The 9,783-nt window shown below is 60.0% G+C and carries 7 protein-coding genes; 5 read left to right on the forward strand and 2 right to left on the reverse strand.

What is annotated here, in order from left to right; translation table 11 throughout:
• Positions 1–639, reverse strand: a 639-nt coding sequence (locus PSV43_RS25990; protein ID WP_300204737.1) for a transglutaminase family protein, incomplete at its 3' end; no start/stop codon positions are given.
• Between the two features lie 258 nt (positions 640–897).
• On the opposite strand from PSV43_RS25990, the gene PSV43_RS25995 reads away from it, so the two are divergent.
• The 4 genes from PSV43_RS25995 to PSV43_RS26010 all read left to right on the forward strand — a co-directional run bounded on the left by PSV43_RS25995 (position 898) and on the right by PSV43_RS26010 (position 7,832).
• Positions 898–3,549, forward strand: coding sequence for an autotransporter-associated beta strand repeat-containing protein (locus PSV43_RS25995; protein WP_300204740.1), 2,652 nt, complete (start codon positions 898–900; stop codon positions 3,547–3,549).
• A 102-nt stretch (positions 3,550–3,651) separates the two neighbouring features.
• The gene (locus tag PSV43_RS26000; protein WP_300204743.1) at positions 3,652–7,167 is read left to right on the forward strand and encodes a pyruvate carboxylase; all 3,516 of its coding nucleotides are present in this window, start codon (positions 3,652–3,654) and stop codon (positions 7,165–7,167) included.
• Positions 7,168–7,176: 9 nt separating this feature from the next.
• Positions 7,177–7,599: a putative toxin-antitoxin system toxin component, PIN family gene (locus PSV43_RS26005; protein ID WP_300204747.1), complete on the forward strand. Its 423-nt coding sequence runs from the start codon at positions 7,177–7,179 to the stop codon at positions 7,597–7,599.
• Entirely contained in the window at positions 7,596–7,832 is a 237-nt protein-coding gene (locus PSV43_RS26010; RefSeq protein ID WP_300204750.1) for a hypothetical protein, read from the forward strand. The genes PSV43_RS26005 and PSV43_RS26010 overlap by 4 nt, the downstream gene beginning before the upstream one ends.
• Positions 7,833–7,866: 34 nt before the next feature.
• Here PSV43_RS26010 and PSV43_RS26015 read toward each other — a convergent pair whose 3' ends face one another.
• Positions 7,867–8,538, reverse strand: coding sequence for a hypothetical protein (locus tag PSV43_RS26015; protein ID WP_300204754.1), 672 nt, complete (start codon positions 8,536–8,538; stop codon positions 7,867–7,869).
• A gap of 180 nt (positions 8,539–8,718) precedes the next feature.
• On the opposite strand from PSV43_RS26015, the gene PSV43_RS26020 reads away from it, so the two are divergent.
• A complete protein-coding gene (locus tag PSV43_RS26020; RefSeq protein WP_300204757.1) occupies positions 8,719–9,489 on the forward strand; it encodes a fatty acid desaturase CarF family protein in 771 nt (256 codons plus the stop codon).
• Positions 9,490–9,783 lie beyond the last annotated feature (294 nt).

The following is a 9,783-nucleotide window of genomic DNA, read 5'->3' on the forward strand; positions in this document are numbered from 1 at the left end:
GATGAGGTAACCGCTGACAAAGCGTGCGGCGATGCCGAGACGCCGCATGATCTGCACCATGAGCCATGACGAGTCACGGCAGGAGCCGGTGCGCTTGGTCAGGGACTCCTCTGGCGTCTGCACGCCGGGCTCCATGCGGACGGTGTAGGAAATGTCCTTCCACAGGCGCTGATTGATCGTCACGAGTGCGGTGATCGTACGCGGTGGCCAAGGGTCCAGGGCAAGCAGTTCGCGCTCAAGAGCGGAGAAGTAATCCGCGAGTTTCGGCGTGAGTTCACCGCATTTGAGGAAGGGTGCCAGCTCCTGGTCGAGGGCGGCATCGTAGTCGAAGGGGAAATGCTCGCCTTCAGGCTCCAGGAAGAAGTCGAAGGGATTGAAGACCGCCATCTCCACCACCACATCCACCTCGATGCTGAATTCCTTGGTTTTCTCCGGGATGACCAACCGGGCGAGGTAGTTTGACTGCGGGTCCTGCTGCCAGTTCAGGAAATGCTTCTCCGGGGTGACTTTGAGCGAGTAGCTCAGGATGCGTGACCGGGAATGCGGCGCGGGACGCAACCGAATGATCTGCGGGCCCAGCTCAATGGGGCGTTCGTAGTGATAGCTGGTGCGGTGGTGAAGGGCGACGTGGATGGACATGCGGAGGGCTGGGGGGCGGACGTAAAATCAATGCCTGCTGGACCCTAATTAGCAAGTTCATGGCCAATCTTGCTTTTGGGCAGTTGAAAAAACGCTACGCGCGAGGTTTTGGCATCCGTGACAGGCGGAGGAGCCGAATTGTGCTTCATTGGTTTCCAACGATTCCGGCGCCTCGCTGTCTCACCCATCCCCCCTTCCCCACGAATGTTTCGATTGAAAATTTTTTGTCTCTCCCTGTCCGTGCTCTTTTTTGGGGTCATGGCACCCCATCGTGCTCAAGGGGCCACGTTCGTCTGGGACGTAACCACTGGAACGACGGGGGCGCAGGACGGTGCCGGAAACTGGGTGGATGGTAGCGGCAACTGGTTTGACGAGACGAACGGCCTGCAAAATCAGTCTTGGTCCAACTCGGCGGGGAATACGGCTGTGTTTGGCGCCGGTGGTTCGGGCGGGACAGTCACGGTTTCGGGCACGGTGAACACCAACGGACTGATCTTCCGGGCGGTCACTCCGAACTCTTACAATTTCACGGGCGGCACGATCGCGCTGGCTGATGGGTCCGCCATCACTCTTCAAGACGGGTCCAGTTCGCTCGCCTCACGCCTGATCTTCAATTCGACGCTTAGTGGAAGCAACATCGCGCTGCAAAAAGCGGCCGGTGCCTTCGCCCTCGTCACGATTGGCAGTGCTTCCAACCTCTCGGGCACCTTTTCACTCACGTCGGCGGATGTGAATGGGCTCTTTGTGCAGGTCAATAGCCTGAACTCCCTGCCTTCGGCCACGCTGACGAGGGTGAATGTGGGTACGAACAGCACACTGGTGCTCGCCGCCACTGGAAACTGGCAGGTGCCCTTCACGCTCAGCGGGACAGGGGCAGGCGGGCGTGGGGCGATCCGACTGGAAGTCAACAACGTCACACTTTCCGGGGGGCTCACGCTGGCGGGCAGCGCGCTGATCACGCAAAACACCTTGGCCGTTACTTCGATCATCAGTTCCAACATCGGCGAATCCACCCTTGGCAGTGCTTTGAGCTTGGGCACCCAGGGTACTAGCACTGGAACAATTGTATTGAGCGGGAACAACACCTTCACCGGCGGCCTGTCCATTGATGTGACGAATGTGCGCCTCGACAGCGCGGGGGCGCTCAACTCCACCACGCCCAACCGCGTGACCTTTGCCAACACTGCGTTGGTGAAAAACCTCTCGCTGAATGGCAACTCGATCACCATCGCCTCGCTGGTCTCCACGGCTGGGTTGGGAGCCAGCACGGTGCGCAATGCAAGCGCCACAGCGGCCACGCTGACGATCAATTCCACCACGAACACGCTGTTTGCCGGCACCTTGGCAGATGGCACTGGAGGCGGAGCGCTGTCCGTGATCAAAACGGGCACATTTACCCAGGAACTCAGCGGCACCAACACCTTCACGGGGGGCCTCACGCTCGATCAGGGCGGACTGAATCTGAACAGCGCCACCGCGCTGGGTGCCACGGCGAGCATCTTCACCATCAATGGCGGGACGCTCGGCAACAGCAGTGGTGCGGCCGTTGCCATCGCCAACGGCAATGCTGTCGTGATCAATGGGGACTTCAGCGCCGGCCTGACCAACGCCTTGGATCTGGGCACGGGTGCTGTCAGTCTGGGCACGGCAGCAGGCACCAGCCGCACTATTTCCATCACCACCGGCACCCTGACCTTGAGCGGCAGCATCGCTGATGGCACCACGGCCACCGAGATCATCAAAACGGGGAGCGGCACCCTGGCGCTGAGTGGCACCAACACGTTTACCGGCCTTATCACCGTCAATGCGGGGAATTTGCTTGTGCGCAGCAATGGGGCGCTGGGCGGCACCGGCAATGGCGTTCTGATCGCCGCCGGCAGTCGCCTTCAGTTGGACAACAATGTGACCGTTACCGGGGAGTCCCTCATCACCCCCTACATCGAAAACATCGGCGGAAACAACACTTGGGATGGCCCCGTGCGCACTACTTTGCTCACCACGCTCACGTTCGATGTGGCGGCGGGCAGCCTGCTGATCAAGGGCGATGTCAACGCCGCCTCCACCGACAACGCCGCCCATACTCTCAACATGGTGGGCTCTGGAACCGGGGAAATTCAGGGCGTAGTGTCGAACACTTTCGGCGTCAACAAAACGGGCACGAGCACCTGGATTTTCAGCGGAGCCAATACCTACACAAGCGCGACCAATGTGAGCGCCGGCACGCTGCAAGTGGGCAAGGCGGGTGTGGGACAGACTGGCACCGGCATCGTGACCGTGACCTCGAATGGCAGCATCTCGGGCACCGGCATCGTCCGGGGCAGCGGCTTCACGCTGAACTCCAACGCCTCTTTGTACGCCGGGGATGGCACGACGGCAGCAGACCATGGCACGCTGACCTTCACGCCGGTCTCGACGGCCAGCTACAATCTGGCCGCCGGCTCTAAAACCTTCCTCGACATCACCACACCCACCGCCAGTGACGGCTCCTTTGGCGGATTTGCCATCGGCACCACCGGCTACAATACGTGGGTGGATTCAGTCACCGGGGTGGGTGCACACGACCGTCTGGTGTTCAATGGCACTAGCGGTACGCTTATCGTCGCGGGCAACATCAGCGTGCTTGCCAGCGGCTACACGCCGCATGCGGGGGATGTCATCAATCTGGTGGATTGGGCGACGGTTCTTACCACCAATTTCAGCGGTTTTTCGGTGGGCACGAATTTGCGCGATGGCAGTGGTGACAACGGCAGCCAGTTTGACCTGCCGGACATCAGCGGCAGCGGTTTGTTCTGGGATGTCAGCCGGTTCACGACTTCCGGCAATATCGTCGTGGTGCCCGAGCCTGGCCGCATGAGCCTGCTGCTGTTTGCTGCATGCGGTTTCCTACTGCGCCGCCGTCGACGTTCTTAAAGCCGGAGCGGGCCGGGCTTCTGCTTGCGCACAAGAGCGCACCTCTTCCTTGCCTCATTTCGATTCTGCGGGACTATGCGCCCGCATTCAACCAACCCTGACATGTCCAAGAAAACTCCAGCCCCCACCACGATCCGCACCATCAAGAAGCTGATGGTCGCGAACCGCTCTGAAATCGCCATCCGCGTCATGCGTGCGGCTACGGAACTGGGGCTGAAAACGGTGGGTATTTATGCGCAGGAGGACCGTTTCTGTCCGCATCGCTTCAAGGCGGACGAGGCTTACGAATTGAACAAGGACAAGGGGCCTCTGGGTGCCTACCTGGACATTGAAGGCATCGTGACCCTGGCGAAGGAGAAGGGCGTGGATGCGATTCACCCAGGTTACGGCTTCCTGTCTGAGAACCCGAAGTTCTCCCAGGCCTGCGAGGACGCGGGCATCATCTTCGTCGGTCCTGAAGCGAAGATTCTCGACATGATGGGTGACAAGACGGCCGCCCGCAACGTGGCGCGCAAGCTGAAGGTGCCCATCCTCGAAGGCACCGATGAACCTGTGAGCGACCGTAAGGAAGCGCTGGCGGCAGCAAAGAAGATCGGCTTTCCGCTGATCATCAAGGCTGCTTTTGGCGGTGGTGGCCGTGGCATGCGGGTCGTGCGTGAGGCCAAGGACCTGGAAAAGCTGCTGGATGAGGCGCAGACCGAAGCGGAACGTGCGTTTGGCAACGGGGCTGTCTTCCTCGAAAGATTCGTCGGCAAGGCGAAGCACATCGAAGTGCAGATCGTGGCGGACAAGCATGGCAACGTGCTGCATCTGCATGAACGCGACTGCTCGGTGCAGCGCCGGCATCAGAAGGTGATCGAGCAGGCGCCGAGCTACGGCATCAAGCAGTCGATCATCGACGGCCTGTGCGAAGCCGCCGTGAAACTGGCGCATGCGGTGAACTACACGCACGCGGGCACGGTGGAGTTCCTGGTGGATCACGAAACGGGCGAGTGGTTCTTCATTGAGATGAATCCGCGCATCCAGGTGGAGCACACCGTGACGGAAGAGATCACCGGCATCGACATCGTGCGCAGCCAGATCCTCATCGCGCAGGGCTACCAGATTCATCAGGAGCCGCTGGCATTGCCCCCGCAGGACAAGATCGAGAAGAGCGGCTACGCGATCCAGTGCCGCATCACGACGGAAGACCCGGAAAACGGCTTCACGCCGGACTTTGGCAAAATTTTGACCTACCGCAGCGCGGGTGGTTTCGGCATCCGGCTTGATGGTGCGCTGGGCGCGACGAACGCGGTCATCACGCCGTATTATGACTCGATGCTGGTGAAGATGACGGTGTATGCCCGCACGTACAAGCAGTCGCTGGACCGCATGGATCGGGGCCTGCGCGAGTTCCGTATCCGTGGCGTGAAGACGAACATCCCCTTCCTCATGAACGTGGTGCACCACCCGGACTTCATGGCGGGCCAGGCCACCACGCGCTTCATCGACAACAACCCGGACCTGCTCAAGTTTGTGGCCCGCAAAGACCGTGCCTCGAAACTGCTGAGCTACCTGGCCGACACTAATGTGAACGGCAATCCGTTCGCGAAGGGACATAAGATCAACAAGGCGTTTACCGCCTCGCCGATTCCAACGTTTGACCACCGCATCGCGCCGGCCAAAGGCACGAAGCAGCTCCTGACCGAGATGGGGCCGGAGAAGTTCTGCAATGACTGGATTGCGAAGCAGAAAAAGCTGCTGATCACCGACACGACGATGCGGGATGCGCATCAGTCGCTGCTGGCGACGCGCATGCGCACCTTTGACATGCTGGCCGTGGCGGACAGCGTGGCACGCCGCACGCCGAACCTGTTCTCACTGGAAATGTGGGGCGGGGCCACCTTTGACGTGACGATGCGCTTTCTGCGCGAAGACCCGTGGGAGCGCCTGCGCTCCATCCGCGCGAAGGTGCCGAACATTCTTTTGCAGATGCTCTTCCGTGGCTCGAACGCGGTGGGCTACACGAACTACCCGGACAACGTGGTGAAGGGCTTCATCAAACATGCTGCTGAGAACGGCATGGACATCTTCCGCATCTTTGATTCGCTGAACTACCTGCCGAACCTCAAGGCGGCGATGGATGCGGTGCGTGAGGACACGAAGTCCATCTGTGAGGGCACGCTGTGCTACACGGGAGACATCATGGACCCGAAGCGCGACAAGTATGACCTGAAGTACTACGTGCGCCTGGCCAAGGAGCTGGAAAAGATGGGCGCACACATGCTGTGCATCAAGGACATGGCGGGACTTGTCCGCCCGTTTGCGGCTAAGAAGCTGGTCAAGGCGCTGAAGGATGAAGTGGGCATCCCGATTCATTTCCACACGCATGACACCAGCGGGCTGAATGCAGCGAGCATCATCGAAGCCGCCACGGCGGGAGTCGATGTGGTGGATGCGGCGATTGCCTCGATGTCTGGTGGCACTTCGCAGCCGAACCTGAACTCCATCGTGGCTGCCATGCAGCACACGCCGCGTGACACTGGTCTGGATGTCGAGGCGCTGCAGGAATTCAGTGACTACTGGGCTGCGGTACGCAGCTTCTACAAGCCCTTCGACACTGCCGAGCCCTACGGTACTGCGGAAGTTTATCTGCACGAGATGCCCGGAGGGCAGTACACGAATCTCAAGGAGCAGGCCATCGGCATGGGCCTGGGGCCACGCTGGCCGGAGATCGCGCATGCGTATGCGGAGGTGAACCAGCTTTGTGGTGACATTGTTAAAGTGACGCCATCGAGCAAGGTCGTGGGTGATCTCGCCATTGAGTGTGTGGCGCGTGGTGTGAAGCCCACGGACATCATCAATCTCCAGGGCACAAAGTGGAGCAAGGACGTCACCAGCATGTTTGAAGGCTGGCTTGGCGAGCCCTTCTACGGCATGGAACCCGCCAAGGCGGCTGATTCACGCAAGAAGTGGAACGCGCTGGCGGATGCCATCGTCGGCAAAGGCGGCAAGCGTATCAAGGGCCGCCCCGGCACGCATGCTGCGAAGATCAAGCTGGACGACGTGCGCGCCGAACTCAAAGGCAAGCTGAAGAAGGAGCCGACCGAGGACGACGTGTGGAGCTACCTCATGTATCCGGATGTGTTCCTGAAGTTCGCCGAGTTCCGCAAGACCTACGGCGACGTGTCCGCCCTGCCGACGCCGGCGTATTACTACGGCCTGCAGGACAAGGAGGAGATCCACATCAACCTCGAAGAGGGCAAGACTCTCTTCGTGCGCCTGCTGAACATGACCGAGGCGGATGCCACGGGGCAGCAGACGGCGATCTTTGAGCTCAATGGCTACCCACGTCATACGACGGTGACCAACAAGGCCCTCGCGGTCAACGCTGTCACCAAAACCAAGGCCGATCCTGCGGACCCGACTCAAGTGGGTGCGCCGATGCCGGGGATGGTGGCAAGCATTGCCGTGAGTGTGGGGCAGAAGGTGAAAGAGGGGGAGACGCTGCTGACCTTGGAGGCGATGAAGATGTTCGCGGCCGTTTCGGCACCGACCGCAGGGACGGTGAAGGAGATCTGCGTGAAGATCAGTGAGAGTGTGGAGAGCAAGGATCTGATGGTGAGACTGGTGAAGTAGCCGAATGACATGATTCGCGCCATTCTCGACACGAACGTCATTCTGTCCGCCCTGCGGTCACGGAATGGCGCTTCGTTTCAGATTGTCGCTCGTTATCGCCAGGGAGAGTTTGCGCTTTATCTGAGTCAAACCGTCCTAGCTGAGTATGATGAGGTTTTGAAGCGTGAGATGTTACCTCAAGGTCTGCCGATGATTGTCATCAACCGTTTTCTGGATGCCCTCGCTTCGAATGCGGTGCAGTTTCGGACTTCGGCGTTCTGGAAGCCGTCACTACCTGATCCCGATGACGAAGCCTTGGCCCAGCTCGCCATGGAATCGAAGATTGACTACTTGGTGACTCACAATCTGCGCCATTTCCCTGCCTCCCGACTGCCCGCCGTTCGTGTGGTTGATCCGAAGACTTTTCTGGACATACTCCGTCTGTCGTCATGACCACCATCACTGCCAGCATCCCAGACTTCCTCGCCCGTATTCTATCCGATGCGGCCGAGAAAGAGCGCACATCGGTCGATCATATGGTTGCCTTGGCTTTACAAGCGCAAGTGACTGCCTGGGAAGTAAGCGACACCCTCGAAGCCCGCGCCAAGCGCGGTCGGATTGAAGACTTGGACGAGATTCTCGCCATGGTTCCCGACGTCCCGCCGGTGCCCGGAGATGAGTTGTGAGTGACCCCGCTCCCCACCGCATCAAGGTGCCGTCTCACTCCGGCATCGTCCACACGATCAGATCAATCGGATACAACAGGCCATCTGCATCGCTCTTGATGAAGTTCGTTTCGTTGGCGTCAAACGCACCGACCCGCCCACGCCGCCAGGCATGCTGCCGCAGGGTCACCGCAACGTCCCGTGCTTCCGCCAACGATTCCCAGCCGTGTTGTGTCATCCACGCGTGAATTTCATGCTCGGTCGGCGCGGAGCCGCTGATAAACGCCTGTGCCAGCAGCAGACCTTCAACATCGCCAATCACATCCTCAAACACGCATCCAAACCCGAGGTGCTCCCAACTGAGACGCTCGCGTTCCAGCGCCTGCTCGATGGTTCCCGGCCCGTAGTCGATCATGCCACGCTCATTGCGCACCAGGATGCAGCCGAATCCAGCCGTGCCATAACCGTTCTCCTCACGTCCGCGCAGTTTCATGATGCGGTTCTTGAGATGGTCGTCCCAAAACAAAACGGCTTCACCACGACTGCCAACGACTTGATAACGCGCTCCTGCCGGGCCGAGTACTTCCCAATCCAAGGTACCATTGACTCTGCGGCTGAGTATCTGCGCAGCCTGAAGCCAGCCGCCGCCCTTTTTCGTCAGACGGTCGATCTCGCGATCCAACGCCGGGCCATCAACCAGCCGTGCAAACTCGCGCTGGGTGAGCATGGTTTCCATTAATCTGAGCTTTCATCTGCACCGACATCGTCCCTGCCGCATCGTCTTTCAGATGACGGCGAACCTGCTGGTAAACTTCTTCAAATGACAGCTCCCGCTTATTCGGCGGGGGCATGCGCTGCTCACATCCAGGCGGAGGAAGCTGCACGGTGGAAGGGTCAAATGACATGCGTGAACCTACCGGAAATCTGCCTCTTCCGCAACCGGCAGTTCTGCCCACCCGCAGCCGCCACCATCGACGCCATCAATCGTAGCTTCAAGAGTATCAATGTCCTGATCTGGCAGGTTGTGAGGAAGAGGTGTGGGGTCATGAACGACTTCATCTCACTCACTCTTCAGGCGGCAGGCGTGGTGCTTGCTGCTGATTTCGCTGCCGGCCTCGTCCACTGGATCGAGGATGCTTATATTCGGGAAGACACGCCTTGGCTGGGGCGATGGATTGGGCGGCCGAATATTGTGCATCATCATCTGCCGCGGCGCATGACGCGGAATACGTGGTGGGAGAGCAACAAGGAGTTGCTGATGGCGATGGGGGCGCTGGTCATCGCGGCGGGGTGGCTGGGCTGCCTGACGTGGCATGTGTGGCTGGGCTGCCTGACGTGGCATGTGTGGCTGTTTGCGCTGGTGGGTGGGAATGCGAACGAGGTGCACAAGTGGTCGCACCGCACGCGGCGTGAGAATGGACGCTTCATCACGCTGCTGCAGGACTGGCGGATTTTGCAGACACCGCAGCACCATACGATGCACCACACGAATCCGAAGGAGGTGCATTACTGCCCGGTGACGAATGCGCTGAATCCGGTGCTGGATGCGCTGCGCTTCTGGGAGGTGCTGGAGTGGCTGCTGGAGCATGTGGTAGGCCTGAAACGCCAGCCGGACAGTTCGGTGCCTGGGCAGGGCATTCCGCCGGAGTGGATCGCTGAGATGCGGCGTGCTGGGTGAGCTGAGGGCTGGCGCGGGAACCGCACTCGGAGAGTGCGGACCACTTCGCGGTGGGTTCGCGGAAGGCGGTGGGGGTGTTTGACGCGGAAGGCTCTCTTCTTTGCACACACGACTCTGCGCCAGGCTGCCGGACTTTGAGGACGTTCGTATGCCATAGTGTCTGCCATACGCTGATGGACGGGCGGGCTGTCGCCACACCCATCCCACGAACCAAACACACCCATCCCACGAACAAAACACACCCATCCTGCGGACCAAACATGCTGCGGCGGGGATTTATAGCGGTTCGCAAAA

This window comes from Prosthecobacter sp. (genome assembly GCF_029946185.1).
Classification (GTDB): Bacteria; Verrucomicrobiota; Verrucomicrobiia; order Verrucomicrobiales; family Verrucomicrobiaceae; genus Prosthecobacter.

Coding starts and splice junctions, on each gene's coding strand:
- PSV43_RS25995 (WP_300204740.1), top strand. CDS start 898: ATGGCACCCCATCGTGCTCAAGGGGCCACGTTCGTCTGGGACGTAACC.
- PSV43_RS26000 (WP_300204743.1), top strand. CDS start 3,652: ATGTCCAAGAAAACTCCAGCCCCCACCACGATCCGCACCATCAAGAAG.
- PSV43_RS26005 (WP_300204747.1), top strand. CDS start 7,177: ATGATTCGCGCCATTCTCGACACGAACGTCATTCTGTCCGCCCTGCGG.
- PSV43_RS26010 (WP_300204750.1), top strand. CDS start 7,596: ATGACCACCATCACTGCCAGCATCCCAGACTTCCTCGCCCGTATTCTA.
- PSV43_RS26015 (WP_300204754.1), bottom strand. CDS start 8,538: ATGCTCACCCAGCGCGAGTTTGCACGGCTGGTTGATGGCCCGGCGTTG.